This is a genomic window from Novosphingobium sp. PhB55, from assembly GCF_004368805.1.
Taxonomy (GTDB): Bacteria; Pseudomonadota; Alphaproteobacteria; order Sphingomonadales; family Sphingomonadaceae; genus Novosphingobium.
The window spans coordinates 822,240-842,707 of record NZ_SODQ01000001.1 but is presented as its reverse complement, the minus strand read 5'-3'; the positions used below and the strand labels follow the sequence as shown (position 1 = coordinate 842,707).

Here is a 20,468-nt window from a genome sequence, read left to right as displayed (position 1 = left end):
TCGCTCCCGGCGGGCCTTTCTGCTTTTGCTCTGCCTGACAGATCAGGCCATCAGCGGCGTCCGTCCGCGTGTCATGCCCATCGCCAGCGCGCCGATGGCGACCACCAGCGAGACCACGCCGGCAGTGACGAAAGCGCCCTGCATGGAGCCGGTCGCGCCGCTGGCCTGATGCACCAGCACGGGCGAGATGAACTGGCCGAAGAAGAACGAGCCGGTCCAGATGCCCATGCCCCGGCCGCGATGCTCGAAGGGGAACTTGGTCTGGGCCCAGGCGATCAGCGAAGGCACCGCCATGCCCGCGCCGGTCTGCTGGATGGCCAGGCCGGCGATCATCTCGGCCGGATTGCGGGCCAGGCCGATCACCGCGAGGCCGGTGCCGAGAATGGCGAGGAAGGCGCCGAGCTGCACGCCGTTCGAACGGCCCGACAGGATGCGGAACAGCAGCGCGCCCAGGATCACGAACAGGCTGGGCAGGAAGCTCATCTTGGCGACGGCGCCCGGATCGGTCACCCCCACTTCACCGAAGGCGATGCTGCCATTGACGATGAAGACGTAGTACTGCGCGGCGGAGAACAGCGTCAGCGCGGCGACGCCAAGCGCGGCACCCAGCGGGAAGCGGGCTTTGTCGCCGGTGGCTTCCGCAGGTGCGTCGTCATGCGCGGCGCGGCCCTTGGGCTCGTAGAGGAAGGCCAGCATCGCGAAGTAGATCGGGAAGGCGACGAGGTAGACGAGGAAGCCTCCGTTCCACTTCATCGAAGCGACCAGGCCCGACATCAGGATCACGCCGGAAGCCAGGAACGGCCCCACCACGCCTTGCAGGAACAGCCAGTTGCGGCGGCTTTCATTGTCCCAGTAGTCGCCGATCAGGGTGTTGACGATGGTGAGGATGCCCGCCTCGCAAATGCCCAGCGCCAGGCGGCTGGCGAAGATCTGGTTCAGGTCGTCCAGGAAGAAGGGCAGGGTGCCGAACAGTCCGTAGAAGAACGTGCAGATCAGCAGCAGCCGGCGGCGGCCGAACTTGTCCACGAACCAGCCTGCGAACGGGGCGAGGATGGCGATGGTCAGACCCGGCGCGGTGACCATCAGCGGCACCTTGGCGGCGGCGTTCGGGTCCGTGTGGAAGTGCGCGATCATCGACGCCACGATCGGGAACATCGATACGATCGCGAAGATCGGAAGGAAAGCCGCGATGACGATTGTCATGCCCTGCGGCTTCATGGTGAGCTTGCTGAAGAATCGGGAAACCGGGTTCATGCCTCTCCGCCCGCGCCGCTGACCGGCGCTATATTAGAATTGCTATTCTCTTTTTTGTTATCGGTGATTTTGATCGCGGTCAATGCCATCGAAGGCCTTGACCGATGGGCTTCGATAAAATTAGAACCATCATTACAAATCATACGAGAGGAAGCATGACGAAAGCGCGCCTGCGAATGGGCATGGTGGGCGGAGGGCCGGGGTCCTTCATCGGCCCGGTGCACCGAATCGCTGCCGAACTGGACCGCGAGATCGAACTGGTGGCGGGTGCCTTCAGCAGCGATGCCGCGCGTTCGCGGCAGGCGGGCGAGAGCTATCGCATCGATCCCGCGCGGGCTTATCCCGATCTCGCGGCGATGCTGCGCGAAGAGACGGCGCGGGAGGACGGGATCGATTTCGTTGCGGTGACGACGCCCAACTTCCATCACCTGCCTGCCGTGAAAGCCGCGCTCGCGGCCGGTATCCCGGTGATCTGCGACAAGCCTGCCACGGCCACCCTGGCCGAAGCCGAGGAGATGGCGGCGCTGGTGGCGGCTGCGGGATTGCCCTTCGCGCTGACCTACACTTATTCCGGCTATCCGCTGGTGCGCGAGGCCCGCGCCCGCGTCGCGGCCGGAGCGCTGGGCGCGATCCGCAAGGTCGTGGTCGAATATCCGCAAGGCTGGCTTGCCGCCGAGGCAGAGGGCAAGCAGGCCGAATGGCGCGTCGATCCTGCGCGCGCGGGCGCCGGCGGCTGCATTGCCGATATCGGCGTCCATGCCTTCCAGCTTGCCGAGTTCGTCACCGGCCTGCGCGTCACTCGCATCTTCTCGGACCTTGGCGCGGTGGTGCCGGGCCGCGTGCTCGACGACGATTGCCAGATCCTGCTGCGCTTCGAGAACGGCGCGCGCGGGGCCTTGCTCGCCAGCCAGATTGCGGTGGGGGAGCGCAATGGCCTGAGCTTGCGCATCTACGGTGAGAAGGGCGGGCTCTGCTGGCGACAGGAAAGCCCGAACGAACTGCGCCTCCATCACCTCGATGGCCGCACCGAACTGGTGCAGGCAGGCGATCCCAGCCTTGGTCTCGATGCCGTAGCGGCCAGCCGGACGCCGGGCGGACATCCCGAGGGTTACCTCGAAGCCTTCGCCAACCTCTACCGCGATTTCGCCAGAATGCTGCGCGGCGAGCCCGGCGCACTGGTTCCGGGCATGGCCGAGGGCCTGCGCGGAATGCGCCTGATCGACCTGGCCGTGCGTGCCAGCCGCGATGACCTCGGCTGGGTCCAGTTTCCCGCCTGATCGGAACGAGAAAGACCATGAGAACCATCAAGGGCCCCGCCATCTTCCTCGCCCAGTTCGCAGGCGACGAAGCCCCGTTCAACACGTTGGAGAGCATGGCCGACTGGGCTGCGGGTCTGGGCTACAAGGGCCTGCAGGTCCCCAGCGGAGACGCGCGGCTGTTCGATCTGGAAAAGGCCGCCGAGAGCCAGACCTATTGCGATGAAGTGACCGGCATGCTGGCCGACAAGGGCCTTTGCATCACCGAACTTTCGACACATCTTCAGGGCCAGCTCGTGGCGGTCCATCCCGCCTATGACGTGCAGTTCGACGGTTTTGCTGCGCCGCATGTGCGCGGCAATCCGAAAGCGCGGCAGGCCTGGGCGGTCGAGCAGATGAAGCTGGCGGCCAAGGCGAGCCGCCGCCTCGGCCTCACCACGCAGGCCAGTTTTTCCGGCGCGCTGGCGTGGCCCTACTTCTATGCTTGGCCGCAGCGCCCGGCGGGGCTGGTCGAGGATGCCTTCGACGAACTGGCCCGGCGCTGGAAGCCGATCCTTGATGTGTTCGACGAGAACGGCGTCGACATCGGTTTCGAACTGCACCCCGGCGAGGACCTGCACGACGGCGCGACGTTCGAGATGTTCCTCGACCGCGTGGGCAACCACCCGCGCGCGAACATCCTCTACGATCCCTCGCACTTCGTGCTGCAGCAGCTGGACTACCTCGCCTTCCTCGACATCTACCACAGCCGGGTGAAGTGCTTCCATGTGAAGGATGCCGAGTTCCGCCCGAATGGCCGGGTCGGGGTATATGGCGGCTATCAGAACTGGGCGGACCGCCCCGGCCGCTTCCGTTCGCTGGGCGATGGGCAGGTGGATTTCGGGCAGGTCTTCTCGAAGCTGGCGCAGTACGATTTCGCCGGTTGGGCCGTGCTCGAATGGGAATGCGCGCTCAAGCATCCCGAGCAGGGCGCGGCGGAAGGCGCACCGTTCATCGAGCGGCACATCATCCGCGTCACCGATCGGGCCTTCGACGACTTCGCCGGCAGCGGCAGTGACCGCATGCTCAATGCCCGCCTGATGGGAATCGGCGAATGAGCGGCGCGAAGAACGGCTGGAACCGCCGCGAATTCACGGCGGGCGCGGCACTGCTGGCGCTGGCTCTGGGGATCCCGGCGGCGGGCGTGAAGCTGACCGATCTCGACGCGGCGGACCTGCCCAGCGACCGCCAGCGCCGACTGATCGCGGATGTCTCGGACCTGGTGATTCCGCGCACCGATACGCCGGGCGCACGCGACGTGGGCGTTGGCGACTTCGTGGTTCTGGCCCTCGCTCACGGGCTTTCGGGAACCGGCGCGCCGATGGCGTCGGAAACGATAACGGCCGCCGTGGCCCCGTTCCGCCGCCGCAACGGTTCGCTGCGCCATCTGCCCTGGCTGGAGCATAGGCTCGACCGCGCGGCGGGCGGCGACTTCCTGCGGTACGATCTTGCCGAGCGCACGCGCCTGTTGGCCGCGCTCGATGCCGAGGCTTTCGCGCAAGGCGCCCCGCCTTCGCCGTGGACCGCGCTGAAGGGCCTGATCCTCACCGGCTATTACACCAGCGAAGCGGGCGGATCGCAGGAGCTTCGCTACGAACTCGTGCCCGGAAAATGGGAGTGGGACATCCCCCTCCAGCCCGGGATGCGCGCATTTTCCAGCGACTGGACCGCAGTGGATTTCGGCTGACCATGACAAACAACACGCAATTCGACGCGCCCCAGTTCGACGCGCCCCAGTTCGACGCGCCCCAGTTCGATGCGATCGTCGTCGGCTCGGGCATTACCGGCGGCTGGGCGGCCAAGGAACTGACCGAGGCGGGCCTCACCGTCCTGATGGTGGAGCGCGGCCGCAATATCGAGCATCAGACCGGCTACGACACCGAACTCAAGGCCCCTTGGGAAATGCCGTTTCGGGGGCAGGGCGATGCCGAGCTTTATGCGCGGGAATACCCGGTGCAGATGCTCAACCGGCACTTCAACGAGTTCACCGAGGGCCACTTCGTCAACGATGCCGATCAGCCCTACCAGAAGGCGCCCGGCAAGGACTTCGACTGGTTCCGCTCCTACCAGCTCGGCGGTCGCTCGCTGACCTGGGGGCGGCAGTGCTATCGCTGGTCTGACTACGACTTCGGCGCCAACAAGCGCGACGGGTTCGGCACTGACTGGCCGATCCGCTATGCCGACCTGGCGCCGTGGTACGACAAAGTGGAGGACTTCGTCGGCGTCTCGGGCGCGGCGGAGGGGCTGCCGCAGCTTCCCGACGGGCGCTTCCTGCCGCCGATGGAACTGAACTGCGTCGAAACCGCAATGCGGGAGCGAATCCGGGCGAAATACCCGGACCGCGTCATGACCATCGGCCGCACCGCGAACCTTACCGAAGCGCGGCCCGAGCAAGGCCGGGGGCATTGCCAGTATCGCAGCATCTGCGCGCGGGGCTGCTCCTACGGCGCCTATTTCTCGACGCAGTCGGCGACGCTGCCTGCGGCGCAGAAGACGGGCCGGCTCAAGGTCGTCACCGATGCACAAGTGCACAAGGTGGACTACGATCCGAAGACCGGCCGCGTCACCGGCGTGCGCTGGATCGACACCAGAACCAGCGAGCACAAAGTGGCATACGCCCGCGTCGTGTTCCTGAATGCGGGCGCGTTCAACTCGGTTCACCTGATGCTGAACTCGGCCAGCGAGGCGATGCCGCAGGGCCTCGCCAATTCCAGCGGCGTGCTGGGCACGCATATCATGGACCATGCCAATACGATGGCGGCCATGGCAGTGGTGCCCGGTTTCGAAGGGCGGACGAGTTTCGGGAACCGGCCGACCGGCATCGTCATCCCGCGCTTCCGCAATCTCGACACGCTGGACGGCGAGGGCTTCACGCGCGGCTATTCGTTCCAGGGCGGCGCGCTGCAAGGCACCTGGACGCGCGGCAAGCGGATGGGCGGCATCGGCAAGGACTACAAGGAAGAGCTGCACCAGATCGGCGCCTGGACGATGGTCCTGGTGGTCTTCGCGGATTCGATGCCGCGCGCCAGCAACCGCCTGACCCTCAGCAGGCGCACCGACCCGCGCGGCGTGCGCCAGCTTGAGATCGCCTTCGCGCACGGCAAGGAGGAAATGGCCGCGCTTGCCGACGCGCACCGCGAGGCGACGGCGATGCTCACCGATGCCGGCGGCCATGTCATCATGGGCTTCGACAAGCCCGGCCACGGCGGCACTTCCATCCACGAAATGGGCGGCGCGCGCATGGGCTGGGATCCGAAAACCTCGGTGCTCAACCGGCACAGCCAGGCGCACGACATCCCGAATCTCTTCGTCACCGACGGCGCGCAGATGAGTTCGTCGGCCTGCCAGAACCCCTCGCTCACGTACATGGCGCTTACCGCGCGTGCCTGTGCGACGGCGGTTTCGATGCTGAAGGAAGGCGTGATTTGACCGCACTTGCGGCGCCGGCGCTTGCCGTGAACCTGACCGAGCGGCAGAAGTCGCTCGCCTATCTGACGCTGATGGTGGCGCTGGTCCTCGAGATCGTGGACGTCACCATCGTCAACACCGCGCTGCCGGTGATCGAGCAGGACTTCGGCGCGGCGGCGGCGCAGGCGCAATGGGTGGCGGCGGGCTATTCGCTGGCCTTTGCGCTGCTGCTCATGCTGGGCGGGCGGCTGGGCGATGCCTTCGGCTACAACCGCCTGTTCATCGGCGGCGTGGCCGGGTTCACTTTCGCCTCATTGCTCTGCGGGATGTCCGCCAGCCCGGACCAGCTGATTGCCGCGCGCGTGCTGCAGGGCGCGGCGGGGGCGATGATGGCGCCGCAGGTCATGGCGCTGATCCAGGTGCTGTTTGAACCGCTGGAGCGCGTGGCGAAGCTGGCCTGGGTCGGCGTGATCGGCGGACTTTCGGCGATCTGCGGACCGATCATCGGCGGCGTGCTGATCCATGCGAACCTGTTCGATCTCGGCTGGCGAAGCGTGTTCCTGATCAATGTGCCGGTGGGGGTAGTAGCCGTCATGGTCGCGCGGCGGCTGCTTCCGGACGCGCGGTCGCCGCTCGCGCGCGGGATCGACGGGGGTGGGACGATGCTGTTCGCCGCGTCGATGGCGGCGCTGCTCTATCCCCTGGTGCGCGGGCATGATCTGGGCTGGCAGCCGTGGCATCTGGCGCTGCTGATCGCCGCGCCGGCGATGATGGCGCTTGTCTGGCGCCGGACGCTGCGCCGCCGGCGGAGGGGCGAGCCGACCTTGTTCGCGCCCGAATTGTTCCATCAACGACAGTTCTCGTTCGGTCTTGCCATCGCTCTCTGCTTCGGGGCGGCGACGGGGGGATTCCTGTTCGTCTTCGCTTTCGGCGCGCAGAAATTGCTGGGCTTCTCGCCGCTCCAGACCGGCCTGCTGCACATACCGTTCAGTGCCGGGGTGATGCTCGGTATTGCATTCCTCGGCCGCAAGCTGGTGACCAGCCACGGCAAATGGGTGCTGGTCGGCGGGATTTCGCTGATGGCATTGTTCGCGGGTGGGACCTTGCTGTGGATCGAGAGCGGCGTGCCGTTCTGGTGGGCGCTGCCCTGTCTCGCACTGGCCGGAACCGGCATGGGCATGACCAGCGGGCCGCTGACGCCGGTGATCCTCGCCCGCGTCGATCGCAGCCATGCCGGCGCCGCAAGCGGTTTGATCAAGACCGTGCAGGAACTGGGAATGGCGCTGGGCATCGCGGTGGTCGGCACGGCCTTTTTTGCCGGGGGAGCGGCAGGCGCAGTGGGCGCCGTCCTGCCCGCGGTGGCGGCGATCGAGGGCCTCATGCTGATCTGCTTCGTGCTGGCGCTCCAGCTTCCGGCGCCGCTCTTTCCCGAACAGGATGCTTGACTGGAATTCGCGTTCTATTTAAAACCAAGCCCAGCCTGGTAGCGGAGTCCCTCCGCTTGGGAAGTCGGCGTCGCTGCTAGAGCTGCGCCTTCATGCTGCGGGCCGCTTTGTCCTTCGGGACGACCCTTTCGGGGGTGGCGGCGCAGCATGTGAGCAGCACGATATCTGCGCACATCGTCCCGGCACTCTCCGAAAATCACTGGGAGAAGACGATGTCCGATTACGTGCGCAATCTCTGGTATCTGGGCGCGTGGGACCACGAAGTGCCCGAGGGCGGCATGCTGTCTCGCACATTGCTGGACGAGAAGTGGCTGATCGCCAGCCTGTCCGACGGGACATATGCAATGCTGGCAGACCGCTGCCCGCACCGCTTCGTGCCGCTGAGCAAGGGCCGGTTGGAACAGGATGTGATCCATTGCCCCTACCACGGGCTCGGCTTCGATCGCACCGGGGCCTGCGTGCACAATCCCTTTCCGGCGCCGCCGCCGGCGCATGCCCGCGCGCGGACGATGCCGGTGGTCCATCGCCATCGCGGACTGTGGTTCTGGCCCGGCGATCCCGATCAGGCCGATCCCGCGTCGATCCCGGACTTCGCGTTCGTCGACCGGGAGGACATGCAGCGCAGCCGCCTCGTCATCCAGGGGCATTACGAGCTGGTGACGGACAACCTGATGGACCTGACGCATGCGGAATTTCTCCACGTCGCCAGTTTCGGCGTGAACGGCTCGATCTTCTCGGGCCGGCAATCGGTCGTCACCGATGAGAGCGGGGCGATCTGGAACAACTGGGACATGGAGGCGGTCACCCCGCCGATGTGGGCCGCGCCGATGCTGGGTGAGGGGGACCGGGTGGACCAGTGGCTGCACATGCGCTGGCACGCGCCTGCGGCGATGGCGCTGGCGGTCGGACTGGCCCGCGCGGGGACGGGGCGCAAGGACATGGTCGTGCCGCAGATGCTCAACCCGCACATCATCACGCCGGAGACGCGCACCAGCAGCCACTACTTCTACGATCACGAGGCAACGCCCGAGGCCGAGGCCCTGGCGCGCCAGGTCTTCGTGGAGGAGGACGAACCGATGATCGAGGCGGCGCAGCAGGCGCTGGGCGAGCAGGACTTCTGGGCGGCGCGTCCGGCGATCCTGGAAACCGATGCCGCCGCGATCCGCGCGCGGCGCCGGCTGATGCAGCTGCGGCGGGCAGAGGCGGGAGCGGAAGAGAAAGGCATCCTTGCCGAAGCGGGGTGAGGATCGGGAGCGGCGGCGCAGTGCGCCGCCGCCCCGTCGATCTGCGTCCTACCTGGCGTGATGCTCCTGGGCGTTCAGCATCATCAGCGCCAGGAAATCGTCGAAAGCGAGGCGGGCGTCGATCCTCGTGCAGACCCTCAGGCTGCGTCCGGCGATTTCGGCTCCGTAAGTGCCGTCGTCGTTGACGGCACGCGCCGTGACCGTCTCCAATCGGCTGCTCTCCGGCGTGAGCGTGCCCAGGACGACCGTGGGTGTATCGCCCATGGGCCAGGCACCGCCGATATCGACGAAGTCGGGCGGCGAGGTGAAGCGATCGTAGAGCCACTCCGTGAAAGGCGAGATCGGCCGCAGCCGCGCCTCCATGTCCGCGATCGACATCTGCATCTGGCGATAGGTCGATTGCGGCACCTGGATCAGTTCCAGCGCCGGATCGCCGAGAACCCGGCGCGCGGCGGGAAGGTCGGCCATGAGATTGTATTCCCAGCCGCCCGCCGGTCCGCTGGCTGCTGCCCCAGTGCCTGACGAATAGTCTCCGCCGCCGATCCAGATCGCTTTCATGCGGCTGGCGATGCGCGGCTCCAGTTGCAGCGCGGCGGCAAGGTTGGTGAGCGGGCCGCCGCACGTGAAGACGAGCGGCAGCTTGTCCTCGCGCATGGCCTCGGCCACGATGGCCCTGGCGGCGGAGGAGGGCGTCAGCTCGCCCAGGTTCTCGGTGCCGGCGACTGTCGGAACCGCCGCGATCCCCAGGCGCTCCGCCAGTTCCACCGCGACCGCGGCGCCAAGCCGGGCCGTCCGGTCGGCAGGGCCTTGCGCGGGGAACTTGCGATCCAGCGCCGAGGATGTGACGAGCACGGTGCGCGCCTTGGGGCTGAGCAACTGATGGGCCAGCGCGACCAGCGAGTCCGGGTCGCCGGCATAGTCGTTGTCGGCAATCACGCGAACCGAGGCGCGCTGGGGGATCCGTTTGAAGTCGGCTGCGGCCAGGGGACCGTGCAGGGCAAGCGCGCTGCCCGCGCCGATCATGCCTGCCACTGCGCTGCGACGGTCCGTCATCATGGTTCAGCCTCCCTCGAAAGCACGGTAGCGATAGTCGCGGAAGCGAGCCAGGCCATTGCCGCTGGCGAAGAGGGCCGGGCGAAGGCTGGCGAGATCGTCCATCGTATTGGCATGGTAGCCGGAGACTTCGCTGCGCACGGCATGGCGGATCCAGTCGCCGCCGGGCACGCGGTGGTACATGGTGACGATCTGCCGTGCATTGACGATCCGCAGGTCGATCCGGCTGCCTTTCGCCACGGGCTCCTGCCAATAGCTCGGCTTGCCGCCGCGGTAGCTGACCATCCGGGTGCCGTCATAGCCCATGCCCAGGAACATGCGATCGTTGAAGAACAGCAGCAGCCCCGCTTCGGCCCCGCCTTCCAGTTCCAGCGAGACGGTGCATTCGTAGGCATGGTCGCCGACGAGATGGGTAAGCGGGGAGCAGTCCTGCGGCCCGGCTCCCTTGGCGGCGAGCGCCAGCGCGCCGCCGCTGACCACGGCGCGCGTGCTTTCGCTGGGCGCCTGGTTGTAGAACCGCCAGCGCGTGCCCAGCGCGGCGCGCGAGAAATCGTCGGACCAGGCCATTCCCTGCGAAAGATCCCGCGGGGCCGAGACGCTGCCGGTCTGGCCGCGAGCGGCGGGCTTGGGCAGGGGGCGGGAGAGATCGGCGCCCATGGCGCGGGGCCAGCCGTCCTTGTCCCACTGGATCGGTTCGAGCAGCGTCTGGCGGCCCAGCGTGTAGAAGCCGTTTTCATAGCCGTGATAGACGGCCCACCAGTCTCCGCCCGGCCCTTCCACCAGACTGGCATGCCCGCGCGAGAGCCACTTGTCCGCGGGGTTCCAGGTGCGGATGATCGGATTGTGCGGGCAGTCCTGCCAGGGGCCGTTGATCGAGCGGGCGCGGGCCACCGTCACCATGTGACCCGTGGGCGGACCGGCCGTGCCGCCCACCGCGGTCACCAGGTAGAACCAGTCGCCGCGGCGGAACAGCTTGGGGCCTTCCAGCGAATAGGCCTCGGTCACCCAGTCGTCGGGGTACTTCCAGCCATCGTAGACTTTCTCCACCGGCCCGTCGGTGGCGAGGCCGTCGTCCGTGAGGCGCACGCGGTTGACGCCCGAGAGGAACAGGTAGCGCTTGCCGTCTTCGCCCACGACATGGCCGGGGTCGATCAAGCCGCCGATGCCAAGGTCGATCGGGTCGCTCCAGGGGCCGCGAATGTCGTCGGCGTGGATGACGAAGATATTGGCAAAGCTCTTGAGGCCCTGCGACCAGGGCGCCTGCATGAACGGGATGTAGATGTAGTAGCGCCCCTCGTGCTTCACGAGATCGACCGCGAAGACGGTGCCGAGAGGCTTGTCCAGCGCGGGGCCGATGGGCGTCCAGTTCACCAGGTCGCGCGAGTGCCAGATCAGCAGGCCCGGCGCCGCTTCGAAGGAGGAATGGGTGAGGTAATAGTCCTCACCGTCCTTGAGGATGGTCGGGTCCGGGAAATCGCCGGCCAGCGCGGGATTGAGATAAGTCCCGTCGCCGCGATCCGCCCGCCGCTGGCCCTCGATGCCGGGCAGGGCAGAGGCCTTGGCCGGCGCGGCGCGGCCCGCGCTCCAGGCCGCGCCCGAGCCCGCTGCGAGGCCCGCGCCCAGGCCCGTGAGGGAACCCAGGCGCAAGGCGTCACGCCGGTCGATCATCGGGCGAGCGAAACGCGCTTGGCGTCGCTGTTGACCGAGGGGAAGGGCAGGTAGGAGACGCGCAGCTGCTGGAGCAGCGAAAGCTCGTGCTCGCCTTCGGGGAAGCCACCGGCATGGTCCACCAGGATGGTCGCCGGCGCGCCGAAGGGCCAGCGGCGATCGTAGGCCACTTCCATTTCGTCCAGGCTGAGCGGGCCTTTGCCTTCGTCGAAACGGACGGCTTCGCGGGGCAGGGCGGCGCCGTCGATCGAGACGTCCAGCTTCTCGACCATCGAGAGGCCGAGGCCGCGATAATAGCCCAGCCGGGCCTCGAAGGCGAAGCCGGTCGGTGCATCGGCCGGGCCGGTGTTGCGCAGGGTGGCGGCGTCGATCAGGTACTTGTCGAACATCAGGCGATCTCCCTTTCCGCTTCGGCTTTGGCAATGAGGCGTTCGAACATGACGTGCTGGCGGCGGACCTGTTCGCGGCTGTCGACCGGCGAGACGTCCTGGATCCAGCGGTTGCCCTCGTATTCGCTGGAGAGCGTGCCTTCCCAGCCGCACTTCACCAGCTCGGGGATCACTTCGTCATAAGCGATGGTGGGATCGGTGCAGTCCTCGGTCATGCCGTAGAACTTGGCCTGGATATGGCGGAAATAGGGGGCATAGTCGCCGATCCGCCGGGGGTTGGCATAAGGCGCGTGGCGCAGGGTCTCGGCCATGGCGATTTCCGCCTTGTTGCCGCCCATCTTCACGGCGACTTCGTAGATCGTGTATTCGCACATGATCTTCTGTTCGTGCTGGTCGACGATGAATTGCGTCACTTCCGGCCGGGCGCCCTGACGTTCGAAGCGGGCGCGGAATTCGGGCGGGTAATGCTTCATGAAGATGCCCATGTCGGGCAGGATGCCGAGATGCTTCGTGCCCAGCCGATCCGCTTCCTCGATGGTGCGCAGGATCCAGGCATGTTCGAGGTGCCAGGGCGCGTGGACTTCGACGCCCATGTGGACGTCCAGTTCCTCGGCATAAGGCACGCACTGCGCCAGGATGTCGGGCCGCACGAAGACCAGCACGCGCATGTTGCGGATGCCCAGGCGGTTGCAGAGCACCAGATCGCGCCGGATGCTCTCCACCTGCTCGGCATCGGAGATCAGTTCGCCCTTGCGCAGCTTGGTGTCGAGAAACATGTCGTAGCAGGTGAAATGCGCGCCGTGGCGGGCGAGCATCTCATGCCAGCGGGCCACTTCGGCATCGTCGATATGCGGGAAGGCCGGCATGTTCTGCTCGGGCAGGATTTCGATGCCCGTCGCGCCGATCGACGCACCGAAGGCGATGCAGTCCTCGACCGACATCTGCCCCAGGAACATCTCTTCCTGGAAGCTGTAGAGGCTGACGCCCCGCTGGATTTTCGACATGTACCCCATCTCCCGGGCCTGCCTGTGCAGTGCCTTAGTGTATTAGAATTACAATTCATGTTTGGGCGATGCGCGCGAGGCTGTCAATCGGGGGAGAGCGCAATTATTCGGTGTCGGCTCGGCTTAAGAGGTCAGCCGCGATCTTTGGCTAGATCGTCGGCCCAGATCTTCGGGCAAGCGCTTCAGCTCCGGGCCGGGATGTCGATCACGCGGTCGGCCAGCCGGTCCACTTCCGCGCGGTCGTGGCTGACATAGAGGATCGGCAGGGCGAGTTCGTCGCGGATGCGTTCGATCACGGTGAGGATTTCCTCGCGTCTTTCGGCATCGACCGAGGCCAGCGGCTCGTCCATCAACAGGAAGCGGGGGCCGGAGAGCAAGGCGCGGCCGATCGCCACGCGCTGGGCTTCGCCGCCGGACAGCGTGGCCGGGCTCCGGTCGAGCAAGTGGCCGATGCCCAGGAAGCCGAGCGCGGTGTCGAGATCCATCCAGCGCTGCGCCGGCGGCGCCAGGCGCCAGCCGTAGAGCAGGTTGTCCCGCACGGAGCGGTGCGGAAACAGGCGAAGGTCCTGGAATACGTAGCCGCAGCGGCGCTGCTCGGGCCGCAGGTCGATGCGCCGGGCCTTGTCGAACAGTATCGTGTCCTCGACGAGGATGTGGCCGGCGCTGGGCCGCGCGAGCCCGGCGATGGCGTCGAGCAGGGAGGTCTTGCCGGCGCCCGAAGGCCCGAACAGCGCGGTCAGGCCGCCTTTTTCGGTCCGGAAGGCATAGTCCAGCCGCAGCTTGCCGCGCTTCAGGGCGATCGCCAGGTCAAAGGGCATGATGCGCCGCCCCTGCCTGGCCGTATCGGGAGCCGCTACGCCGCGCGAGCCATTCGGACGCCACCAGGGCGACGAGCGAGACGAGGATCGACAGCACGGCGAGGCGCGTCACCTGCCACTCCGAGCCGGGCATCTGCAAGGCGCTGTAGATGGCGAGCGGCAGGGTCTGCGTCTCGCCCGGAATGTTGGAGGCGAATGTGATGGTCGCGCCGAACTCGCCGATCGAGCGGGCGAGGCCGAGCACGAGTCCGGCTAGGACGCCGGGCATGGCAAGCGGCAGGGTGATCGTCGCGAAAGTCCGCCAGCGCCCGGCGCCAAGCGTGCGGGCGGCGCTTTCGAGGCGGCGATCGACCGCCTCGATCGAGAGGCGCATGGCGCGGACCATGAGCGGCAGCGCCATGACCGCGGCGGCCAGCGCGGCGCCGGTCCAGCGGAAGATGAACGTCAGTCCGAAGCCTTCCGCGAAGAAGCGGCCCAGCGGACCGGCCGGGCCGAAGGCGATCAGCAGGAGCCAGCCGGTGACGACAGGCGGCAGTACCAGCGGCAGGTGCACCAGCGCATCGAGCAGGACCTTGCCGGGAAAGCGCCAGCGGGCGAGCACCCAGGCGAGCGCAAAGGCGACCGGCAGGATCGCGGCCATGGCGACGCCGCTGACCTTCAGCGACAGGAGCAGGACCTGCCATTCTTCCGGAGAGAGCGCCGTCACGCCAGCGGGTCGTGCAGGATCAGCGCGCGCCGAAGCCGAAACGGCGGAACACGGCCTTGCCCTCGGGGGAGATCAGGTAGCGGCGGAAGCCTTCCGCGTCCTTGTGGCGCGAGGATGCCAGCACCGCCACCGGGTAGCTGATGGGGTCGTGCGAACTGGCGGGGAAAGTGCCTACCACTTGCACGCCGGGTTCGGCGCGGGCGTCGGTGCCGTAGACCACGCCCAGCGGCGCGGCGCCCCGGCTGACGAGCGCCAGCGCGGCGCGCACGTTTTCGGCGGGCGCCAGCTTGCCCTGTACCGAAGGCCAGACCTTGAGCCGGGTCAGCGCCTGCTTGGCATAGATACCGGCAGGCACGGCGTTCGGGTCTGCCACGGCCAGTCGGTTCGGGCCAAGCGCGGCCGCCAGCGGGAAACCGGGACGAATCGTCAGGCGCTTCGCCTTGCCGGCGGGGCCGACCAGCACCAGGGTATTGGTCAGGAACGACACGCGGGTCTTGGGGCGCAGCAGGCCCTTGGACTGCACTTCGTCCATCCAGGGTTCGTCGGCGGAGACGAAGACGTCTGCCGGGGCGCCCGATTCGATCTGGCGCGCGAGGGCGGACGATCCGGCAAAGGAGATCTTCGGGCGCGGATGCCCCTTGGCCGCCCAGGCGTCGGCCGCGGCATTCATCGATTCCTGCAGGCTGGCCGCCGCCAGCACCAGGGGTCCCGACTGCTGGGCAACGGCAGGTGCGACCGCCAGGGCGAAGACCGCGAACAGCGATGTCAGGAAGGCGAGCAGCCGGCGCATGGTGGAAGGTCTCCGAAAGGACTGGGCTATATTCCGTCGTATATGGCTGGATGCATGCATTGCAAGGCGTTGATGCGGCGCGACGCGGAGTGGCCTGGATGGTGTGGGCCTGATGGTATGGGCCTGATGGTATGGGCAAGCCCGGAGGAAGATGTTAGCATCCCGATTCTGCGGGAAGGTTCGGGACGTCACGCCAAAAGGCGGACGGCATCGGACCGGCGGGCAAAGCCGCCACGCATTAGGGGATGTTGTGAATGAACGTCGTGAACGAAGGTATCTTTCAGTTCGAACGCCGTCCGGAAGGTTTCGCCGGACTCCATCACGGGATCAGTTCAAGCCTGGTCTATGCCGCCCAGAGCGGCAAGTTGGGCAATCCGGAACATGACGCGCGCGGGTTGATGATCGCCGTCGCGCTCTGTGCCTGCTGCTGGCTGGGCCTCGGTTACTTCCTGCTCACCTGACGCGGCGGCCCCGGCCGGGGCCGGCCCCTCAGTCTGCCAGGAATGCCTTCACATCGCCCATGAAGCGATCGAACTGGTCATGGTGCAGCCAATGGCCGGCGTTTTCGTATTCGATCAGGCGGGCGTTCGGGAAGTGGTCGATCCGGCCGTCTTCGGCAGGGCTCTGCGCGAAGCTGTTCTGGCCCCAGAGCATGAGCATCGGGCAGGTGATCGCCTGCCACAGCGCGACGATGTCCGAAGTCGGGAGGTCCGATACCGACCAGACGTTGACGTAGTTGTCGAACTTCCAGCTCCAGGTGCCGTCCTCGTTGCGGCTGGCGCCGTGGATGGTGAGGTGGCGGGCCTGCTCCTCGGTGAGGAAGGTGTTCTCCTCCTTCATGCGCTGGTAGGCATCCTTGCGGGTGGCGTATTTGCGCGGCAGGCGGCCGGCGGCGCGGCGCTTGTCCTCGATCCACTGCTTCAGTCGCTCTCCCGGCCCGCGTTCCTCCATCTGCCGGCGGATCTGAGGCGGCGGGCCGAGCCCTTCGATATTGACGAACTTCGCCACTTTCTCGGGGAACAGCCCGGTGAAGCGGGTGGCGATATTGCCGCCGAGCGAATGGGCGACGATCGTCACTTTCTCGTGCCCGAGCGTATGCACCAGTTGCGCGAAATCGTAGACGAAGGCGTCCATCCCGTAGTGCCCTTCGGGCGACCATTCGGAATCGCCGTGGCCGCGAAGGTCCGGGCAGATGACGTTCCAATCGTGCCGCAGTTCCTCCGCCACCCAGTCCCAACTGCGGCAATGGTCCCGCCCGCCGTGCTGGAGAATCAGCGGCGGCGCGTCCGGGTTGCCCCAGTCGACGTAGTTGAGGCGCAGGCGCTGCGAGATGAAGCGGTTCGAAGTGGGACCAAGCTGGCTTTTCATGACGAAACCGTGATCCCGGCCCGCGCCGAGGTCAATGGGGAGAGGCTCGTTCTGCCCGCCGGACAGGGGGCATCAAGCGCCGATTTGCGGGGATCAAGTATTTCCTTACAGCGCGCGGCGCTTGGCAAACCGGGGTGCTTGGCCCTATCTCGCGCCCCAACGATATTCGACACATTCACGCCGGAGACTTTCACATGGCGACGACGCACAAGACCCGCATGCTCATCATCGGTTCCGGCCCGGCCGGACTCTCGGCCGCGATCTACGGCGCGCGCGCCGGGATGGAACCGATCGTGGTGCAGGGTCTGCAGCCCGGCGGCCAGCTTACCATCACCACCGATGTCGAGAACTACCCCGGCTTCCGCGAAGTGATCCAGGGCCCCTGGCTGATGCAGGAAATGGAGGCCCAGGCCGTCCACGTCGGCACCCGCATGATGTACGACATCATCACCTCGGTGGACCTGAACGGCCCGATCTTCACTGCCATCGGCGATTCGGGCGACATCTACGAAGGCGATACCCTGGTGATCGCCACCGGCGCGCAGGCGCAGTGGCTGGGCGTTCCGGGCGAGCAGGAACTCTCGGGCAAGGGCGTTTCGGCCTGCGCCACCTGCGACGGCTTCTTCTATCGCGGCAAGAAGGTCGTGGTGATCGGCGGCGGCAACACCGCCGTCGAGGAAGCGCTCTACCTGACCAACCATTCCGACGAAGTGACCCTGATTCACCGCCGCGACAGCTTGCGCGCCGAGAAGATCCTCCAGGACCGCCTCTTCGCCAATCCCAAGATCAATGTCGTCTGGGACAAGCGCGTAGAGCGCTTCATGGAAGGCGAGAACGGCGAACTTCGCGCCCTCGCGCTGATCGACACCAAGACCGGCGAGCAGAGCGAAATCCTGACCGACGGTGCCTTCGTCGCCATCGGTCACGCGCCTGCGACCGAACTGTTCAAGGGCAAGCTGGCCATGGACGAGACCGGCTATCTGCTGGTCCAGCCGGGCACGCCGAAGACCGACATCGCCGGCGTCTTCGCTTGCGGCGACGTGATGGACCACGTCTATCGCCAGGCGATCACCGCTGCGGGCACCGGCTGCATGGCCGCGCTCGACGCCGAGCGCTATCTCGCCGCGCGGGACTTTGCCGAAGCGGCGAAAGTCGAGGCCTGAGGGTTTGCGTAAGGGGTTCGGGGATTTCCTCGAACCCCTTCGCCTAATCTGCGGCCAGCACGTCCAGCACTTGCGCAAGCAGCCAGTCCTGCGCGTCCGGCTCGACGTAGCTATGAGTCGCGCCGGCACAGCGCCGCACCCGGGGGTCCGCCTTCTGCCAGTGCGCCATGAAGGCAAGGCCGGTGCGATCACGCTCGGCCACGAGCAGGCGAACGGGGCCTGAAAAGCCGGCGATGCCTGCCGCGATTTCCTGCGCGAGACCGACGGGCCGGGCAGGACGTACGGCCGCCACCAGGCTGCGGGCCAGCTTGCCTACCGCCACCTGGCCGGTCAGCAGGCGCTTGATGGCAGCCGGATCGGCCAGCCGGCGCCGATAGTGGTCGCGCACGACTTCGGCCGGGGCCTCCGCGGCGGCGTCCTCGATGGTCCAGGGATTGGAAAGCACCAGCCCGTCCAGCCCCGCCCCTTTCGCGAGCATCAGCGCGCTGGCGGCGTCGCAGTTTCCGAAGCCGATCACGCGGCGAAGGCCCGGGCATTCCGCGCGGAAGGCTTCCAGGGCGGCGCGGATATCGGGGGCGCTTGACCGGAATTCGCCGTTCCCACCCTCGCTGTCGCCTACGCCGCGGCGGTCGAAGCGCAGCACGGGGTATCCTTCCGCCGCGATGCGCGCCGCGAAGCGGGCCTGGCCGTTCCAGGCACCGGCGCGCACTTCGTTGCCGCCGGAGACCAGCAGGAGACCGGTCTCGCCCGGTATCCCGTCGAGCGTGGCGACGAGGCGGGCGCCTTCGCAGGAAAACGTGAAATGCCGCCGCGTCATGGTTGCATGGCCTCCACCAGAAGCGCGGCGAGGGCATCGGCCTGCGCCGCGTCCTCATCCGGCTCGGCGCGGAGCCAAAGGCCGCTGCCGCCGATCCGGTCCTGGGCGATGACGCTTGCCCCGATCGCAGGTTCCAGGCGCTCCAGATCGCGAAAAAGCGCGCTGCCGAGTGGATATCCGGCTAGCACGAGACCATCCTCGCGGGCGGCGGCCGTCAGGGCCTCGCGGTTTTCCTCCAGCCCGGCCTCACGGCTGGCCAGCATGCGCGCGCGAAGCATGCCGCGCAGGATCTGCGCGCCCTTCACCGGGGCATAGTGGAACACGGGGAGGGGCGGCGTGAACAGGCAGCCGCCACGCAGGCCCAGCGCATGGGTAGCCCTGAAGTGCCGCGCCGCGGCCCCCATGGCGTCCTGCCAGTGCCGGGCATCTTGCGCTGGCAGGCCGGAGAGGCTCTCGTTCGTGCCGGGAAGATCGGGCAGCACACTGTCCATACCCGCACGGTCGAGCCGGCGCATGACTTCCACGGTGAAGCGGCGCAGGCGATTGCCCTCGTCGAACAGCGCGGGCACGATCAGCAGGCGGCAGGCGCGTCCGCCGTCGAAAGCGAGCGCCTGTTCCTCCTGGGAGCCTCCGTCGGGAAGCGGGCAGAGCCAGGTCGCGGGGGTCATCGGGCGATACCCCCCGCGCGGGTCATGCCGCGGTGCGCTTGGCTTTCGCGAAGTCCAGCAGGCCGCCGAAAGTCTCCAGCATCTCGCCGTCGATCTCGTCGTCCTCGATGATGATGTCCAGCCGGTCTTCCAGCTCGGTCAGCAGGCCGGCCACGGCCATCGAATCCAGCTCGGGCAAATGCCCGAACAGGCCGGTGTCGGCATCGAACGTTTCTGCCTGCCCCTGCTTGAGGCCCAGTACGTCCGTCAGGATGCGGCGCAGCAGCAGGTCGGTATCGTCTTGCATGGCCCCTCTCTTCGGGCATTGTCTTTAGTCTCCGCGCCTCTAGCCGCGCTTCGCGGTTGCGGCAAGGTACTGTGCACCTGCCCCCAGAATGCCGCGGGCGAATTCGCGGCCGAAATGCGGCCAGTTCAGCGGCGACCAGGGGCGGAACATGTCCAGCCGATATCGCGGCCGCACAATTTCCATCCAGTCGCGCTTGTAGGGATCGTCGCCGGTGCCGAAATCGACGAGATTCACCCGGTCCATGTCGATGACGTGGCGGAACAGCGCAGCGCTGAGCACCGAACCCGGCGAAAGCGGCTTTGCGGCCTCGCGGTGTGCCAGCTTGTGAATCCAGGCGGTGCCGTGCTCGACGGTCCACATCTGCGCGGCGACGGGCTCGCCGTCCGCCAGCGCCAGGCCAAGCCGCAGCCGCCCGGCCCGGCCTTCGGCCTCGGCAAATGCGCGCAGGAAGGCGGGACTGCCTTCGTGGGGCTTCCAGCTTTCGGCATAGATCGATTCGTAGGCGCGCCAGACGTCCGCATCGAAGCGGTCGAGCACCCGGGTTTCCACTTTGCCGGACTTGCGCTTGAGCGTGGTGCGCAGCTTGCCGGGACGGGAAACGAGGTATTCCGCGTAGTTGCGGCCATCCACCGGCAGGACATGGTTGGTGTCGCAGGCTTCGCGGCGGACGCGCCAGCCGGCAGTTCGAAATGCCGTTTCGAGGCGCGTGGCGCTGCGATCCTCGTCAGGCAAGCCGCCCAGCGTGATCCGCCGCGCCTTGCCCGCAAGGTCTGCCGCCAGCGCCTGGAGCAGCCCGTCACTGCGCGAGGCGAGGGGGCGATAGCGGAAAGTGTACCAGTTCGACAGCGCCTGGAGGTGGCCTCCGGTGCCCTGCAGCGGCAGCACCGCCAGGTCGTCCTCCTCGCGCGCAACGGCGATCAGCGGAGCAAGGCTGCAATGCTCGGCCAGTCCCTGGAACCAGGCGAACCGGTCGAACGGCGCGCGCTGGTTGCTCTCGGAAAGCCAGGCAGCTAGCTGGCCATCCGATTGCACTTGCTTAAGATCGCGGTGATAATCGACCTTTATCACGTCCCGTTCGAACCCCTGCGGAGC

General features: G+C 67.1%; 21 protein-coding genes. 8 read left to right on the top strand and 13 right to left on the bottom strand.

The window, feature by feature from the left end; genetic code table 11:
• Window positions 1–42 precede the first annotated feature (42 nt).
• Window positions 43–1,254: an MFS transporter gene (locus EDF57_RS03955; RefSeq protein ID WP_243840859.1), complete on the bottom strand. Its 1,212-nt coding sequence runs from the start codon at window positions 1,252–1,254 to the stop codon at window positions 43–45.
• A gap of 155 nt (window positions 1,255–1,409) precedes the next feature.
• Here EDF57_RS03955 and EDF57_RS03950 point away from each other — a divergent pair, with 155 nt between their 5' ends.
• The 6 genes from EDF57_RS03950 to EDF57_RS03925 all read left to right on the top strand — a co-directional run bounded on the left by EDF57_RS03950 (window position 1,410) and on the right by EDF57_RS03925 (window position 8,646).
• Window positions 1,410–2,531: a Gfo/Idh/MocA family oxidoreductase gene (locus EDF57_RS03950; protein ID WP_243840858.1), complete on the top strand. Its 1,122-nt coding sequence runs from the start codon at window positions 1,410–1,412 to the stop codon at window positions 2,529–2,531.
• A gap of 17 nt (window positions 2,532–2,548) precedes the next feature.
• Window positions 2,549–3,607 (top strand): sugar phosphate isomerase/epimerase, encoded by a 1,059-nt coding sequence (locus EDF57_RS03945; protein ID WP_134093140.1) that lies wholly within the window; start codon window positions 2,549–2,551, stop codon window positions 3,605–3,607.
• On the top strand, window positions 3,604–4,236 hold the full coding sequence (locus EDF57_RS03940) for a gluconate 2-dehydrogenase subunit 3 family protein (protein ID WP_134093139.1): 633 nt from the start codon (window positions 3,604–3,606) through the stop codon (window positions 4,234–4,236). Before EDF57_RS03945 ends, EDF57_RS03940 begins: the two co-directional genes overlap by 4 nt.
• A gap of 2 nt (window positions 4,237–4,238) precedes the next feature.
• Window positions 4,239–5,978 (top strand): GMC family oxidoreductase, encoded by a 1,740-nt coding sequence (locus EDF57_RS03935; RefSeq protein ID WP_134093138.1) that lies wholly within the window; start codon window positions 4,239–4,241, stop codon window positions 5,976–5,978.
• A complete protein-coding gene (locus EDF57_RS03930; protein WP_243840857.1) occupies window positions 5,975–7,402 on the top strand; it encodes an MFS transporter in 1,428 nt (475 codons plus the stop codon). Before EDF57_RS03935 ends, EDF57_RS03930 begins: the two co-directional genes overlap by 4 nt.
• 212 nt (window positions 7,403–7,614) lie before the next feature.
• The gene (locus EDF57_RS03925; RefSeq protein WP_134093137.1) at window positions 7,615–8,646 is read left to right on the top strand and encodes an aromatic ring-hydroxylating dioxygenase subunit alpha; all 1,032 of its coding nucleotides are present in this window, start codon (window positions 7,615–7,617) and stop codon (window positions 8,644–8,646) included.
• 48 nt (window positions 8,647–8,694) lie between these two features.
• Here EDF57_RS03925 and EDF57_RS03920 read toward each other — a convergent pair whose 3' ends face one another.
• The 7 genes from EDF57_RS03920 to modA form a co-directional block, all read right to left on the bottom strand.
• On the bottom strand, window positions 8,695–9,702 hold the full coding sequence (locus EDF57_RS03920) for a nucleoside hydrolase (RefSeq protein WP_134093136.1): 1,008 nt from the start codon (window positions 9,700–9,702) through the stop codon (window positions 8,695–8,697).
• A gap of 3 nt (window positions 9,703–9,705) precedes the next feature.
• Window positions 9,706–11,367: a family 43 glycosylhydrolase gene (locus EDF57_RS03915; RefSeq protein WP_134093135.1), complete on the bottom strand. Its 1,662-nt coding sequence runs from the start codon at window positions 11,365–11,367 to the stop codon at window positions 9,706–9,708.
• The gene (locus EDF57_RS03910; protein ID WP_134093134.1) at window positions 11,364–11,756 is read right to left on the bottom strand and encodes a DUF6379 domain-containing protein; all 393 of its coding nucleotides are present in this window, start codon (window positions 11,754–11,756) and stop codon (window positions 11,364–11,366) included. Before EDF57_RS03910 ends, EDF57_RS03915 begins: the two co-directional genes overlap by 4 nt.
• The gene (locus EDF57_RS03905) at window positions 11,756–12,760 is read right to left on the bottom strand and encodes a TIM barrel protein (protein ID WP_134093133.1); all 1,005 of its coding nucleotides are present in this window, start codon (window positions 12,758–12,760) and stop codon (window positions 11,756–11,758) included. The genes EDF57_RS03910 and EDF57_RS03905 overlap by 1 nt, the downstream gene beginning before the upstream one ends.
• A 182-nt stretch (window positions 12,761–12,942) precedes the next feature.
• Entirely contained in the window at window positions 12,943–13,578 is a 636-nt protein-coding gene (locus tag EDF57_RS03900) for an ATP-binding cassette domain-containing protein (RefSeq protein ID WP_134093132.1), read from the bottom strand.
• Entirely contained in the window at window positions 13,568–14,284 is a 717-nt protein-coding gene (modB, locus tag EDF57_RS03895) for a molybdate ABC transporter permease subunit (RefSeq protein WP_134093131.1), read from the bottom strand. Before modB ends, EDF57_RS03900 begins: the two co-directional genes overlap by 11 nt.
• A 19-nt stretch (window positions 14,285–14,303) precedes the next feature.
• Entirely contained in the window at window positions 14,304–15,074 is a 771-nt protein-coding gene (gene modA, locus EDF57_RS03890; protein WP_134093130.1) for a molybdate ABC transporter substrate-binding protein, read from the bottom strand.
• A gap of 254 nt (window positions 15,075–15,328) precedes the next feature.
• On the opposite strand from modA, the gene EDF57_RS03885 reads away from it, so the two are divergent.
• Complete coding sequence (locus EDF57_RS03885; RefSeq protein ID WP_132263366.1) at window positions 15,329–15,535, top strand: hypothetical protein; 207 nt, start codon at window positions 15,329–15,331, stop codon at window positions 15,533–15,535.
• A 28-nt stretch (window positions 15,536–15,563) separates the two neighbouring features.
• Here the strand turns inward: EDF57_RS03885 and EDF57_RS03880 are convergent, their stop codons facing one another.
• Window positions 15,564–16,442 carry an alpha/beta hydrolase gene (locus EDF57_RS03880; protein ID WP_134093129.1) on the bottom strand — a complete coding sequence of 293 codons (879 nt, stop codon included), beginning with the start codon at window positions 16,440–16,442 and terminating at the stop codon, window positions 15,564–15,566.
• A 194-nt stretch (window positions 16,443–16,636) separates the two neighbouring features.
• Between EDF57_RS03880 and trxB the strand changes: the two genes are divergently transcribed.
• Window positions 16,637–17,605 (top strand): thioredoxin-disulfide reductase, encoded by a 969-nt coding sequence (gene trxB / locus EDF57_RS03875; RefSeq protein WP_132263362.1) that lies wholly within the window; start codon window positions 16,637–16,639, stop codon window positions 17,603–17,605.
• A gap of 43 nt (window positions 17,606–17,648) precedes the next feature.
• Here trxB and EDF57_RS03870 read toward each other — a convergent pair whose 3' ends face one another.
• Genes EDF57_RS03870 through EDF57_RS03855 form a run of 4 tightly spaced genes read right to left on the bottom strand, consistent with a single transcriptional unit; the run spans window position 17,649 to window position 20,444 of the window.
• Window positions 17,649–18,422: a hydrolase 1, exosortase A system-associated gene (locus EDF57_RS03870; protein WP_134093128.1), complete on the bottom strand. Its 774-nt coding sequence runs from the start codon at window positions 18,420–18,422 to the stop codon at window positions 17,649–17,651.
• Window positions 18,419–19,090 (bottom strand): hypothetical protein, encoded by a 672-nt coding sequence (locus EDF57_RS03865; protein WP_134093127.1) that lies wholly within the window; start codon window positions 19,088–19,090, stop codon window positions 18,419–18,421. Before EDF57_RS03865 ends, EDF57_RS03870 begins: the two co-directional genes overlap by 4 nt.
• A gap of 22 nt (window positions 19,091–19,112) precedes the next feature.
• On the bottom strand, window positions 19,113–19,376 hold the full coding sequence (locus EDF57_RS03860) for a phosphopantetheine-binding protein (protein ID WP_132263357.1): 264 nt from the start codon (window positions 19,374–19,376) through the stop codon (window positions 19,113–19,115).
• Between the two features lie 39 nt (window positions 19,377–19,415).
• Window positions 19,416–20,444 carry a GNAT family N-acetyltransferase gene (locus EDF57_RS03855; RefSeq protein WP_134093126.1) on the bottom strand — a complete coding sequence of 343 codons (1,029 nt, stop codon included), beginning with the start codon at window positions 20,442–20,444 and terminating at the stop codon, window positions 19,416–19,418.
• Window positions 20,445–20,468 lie beyond the last annotated feature (24 nt).

What these genes read in the sequence shown, in the direction of transcription:
- modA (WP_134093130.1), bottom strand. Translation starts at nt 15,074, where the DNA reads ATGCGCCGGCTGCTCGCCTTCCTGACATCGCTGTTCGCGGTCTTCGCC.
- EDF57_RS03915 (WP_134093135.1), bottom strand. Translation starts at nt 11,367, where the DNA reads ATGATCGACCGGCGTGACGCCTTGCGCCTGGGTTCCCTCACGGGCCTG.
- EDF57_RS03910 (WP_134093134.1), bottom strand. Translation starts at nt 11,756, where the DNA reads ATGTTCGACAAGTACCTGATCGACGCCGCCACCCTGCGCAACACCGGC.
- EDF57_RS03900 (WP_134093132.1), bottom strand. Translation starts at nt 13,578, where the DNA reads ATGCCCTTTGACCTGGCGATCGCCCTGAAGCGCGGCAAGCTGCGGCTG.
- EDF57_RS03860 (WP_132263357.1), bottom strand. Translation starts at nt 19,376, where the DNA reads ATGCAAGACGATACCGACCTGCTGCTGCGCCGCATCCTGACGGACGTA.
- EDF57_RS03935 (WP_134093138.1), top strand. Translation starts at nt 4,239, where the DNA reads ATGACAAACAACACGCAATTCGACGCGCCCCAGTTCGACGCGCCCCAG.
- EDF57_RS03920 (WP_134093136.1), bottom strand. Translation starts at nt 9,702, where the DNA reads ATGATGACGGACCGTCGCAGCGCAGTGGCAGGCATGATCGGCGCGGGC.
- EDF57_RS03940 (WP_134093139.1), top strand. Translation starts at nt 3,604, where the DNA reads ATGAGCGGCGCGAAGAACGGCTGGAACCGCCGCGAATTCACGGCGGGC.
- EDF57_RS03885 (WP_132263366.1), top strand. Translation starts at nt 15,329, where the DNA reads ATGAACGTCGTGAACGAAGGTATCTTTCAGTTCGAACGCCGTCCGGAA.
- EDF57_RS03950 (WP_243840858.1), top strand. Translation starts at nt 1,410, where the DNA reads ATGACGAAAGCGCGCCTGCGAATGGGCATGGTGGGCGGAGGGCCGGGG.
- EDF57_RS03905 (WP_134093133.1), bottom strand. Translation starts at nt 12,760, where the DNA reads ATGTCGAAAATCCAGCGGGGCGTCAGCCTCTACAGCTTCCAGGAAGAG.
- EDF57_RS03870 (WP_134093128.1), bottom strand. Translation starts at nt 18,422, where the DNA reads ATGACGCGGCGGCATTTCACGTTTTCCTGCGAAGGCGCCCGCCTCGTC.
- EDF57_RS03880 (WP_134093129.1), bottom strand. Translation starts at nt 16,442, where the DNA reads ATGAAAAGCCAGCTTGGTCCCACTTCGAACCGCTTCATCTCGCAGCGC.
- EDF57_RS03925 (WP_134093137.1), top strand. Translation starts at nt 7,615, where the DNA reads ATGTCCGATTACGTGCGCAATCTCTGGTATCTGGGCGCGTGGGACCAC.
- trxB (WP_132263362.1), top strand. Translation starts at nt 16,637, where the DNA reads ATGGCGACGACGCACAAGACCCGCATGCTCATCATCGGTTCCGGCCCG.
- EDF57_RS03955 (WP_243840859.1), bottom strand. Translation starts at nt 1,254, where the DNA reads ATGAACCCGGTTTCCCGATTCTTCAGCAAGCTCACCATGAAGCCGCAG.
- EDF57_RS03945 (WP_134093140.1), top strand. Translation starts at nt 2,549, where the DNA reads ATGAGAACCATCAAGGGCCCCGCCATCTTCCTCGCCCAGTTCGCAGGC.
- EDF57_RS03865 (WP_134093127.1), bottom strand. Translation starts at nt 19,090, where the DNA reads ATGACCCCCGCGACCTGGCTCTGCCCGCTTCCCGACGGAGGCTCCCAG.